The organism is Psychrobacter sp. 16-MNA-CIBAN-0192, assembly GCF_040309565.1.
Taxonomy (GTDB): Bacteria; Pseudomonadota; Gammaproteobacteria; order Pseudomonadales; family Moraxellaceae; genus Psychrobacter.
In genome coordinates, this window is sequence record NZ_JBEOOX010000399.1 from 1 (window position 1) to 260 (window position 260).

The following is a 260-nucleotide window of genomic DNA, read 5'->3' on the forward strand; positions in this document are numbered from 1 at the left end:
GGGAATGGTCGCCGCGAATCTTATGCGCATTTACCTATGCCGCGTATGACCAATACTTACATGAAAGCCGGTGATTCCAATCCAGCAGACATTATTAAGTCAGTGAAAAAAGGCATTTACGCACCTAACTTTGGTGGCGGACAGGTAGATATCACTTCAGGCAAGTTTGTGTTCTCGGCTTCTGAAGCATATTTGATTGAAGACGGTGAAGTCACTCAGGCGATTAAAGGCGCGACCTTAATTGGTAACGGACCTGAGGC

The 260-nt window shown here is 46.5% G+C and carries 1 protein-coding gene; it reads left to right on the forward strand.

Annotation, left to right across the window (positions count from 1 at the left end; translation table 11 throughout):
- The coding region (locus AAEY78_RS13735; protein WP_352339908.1) for a metallopeptidase TldD-related protein at positions 1-260 on the forward strand (260 nt) is incomplete at both ends.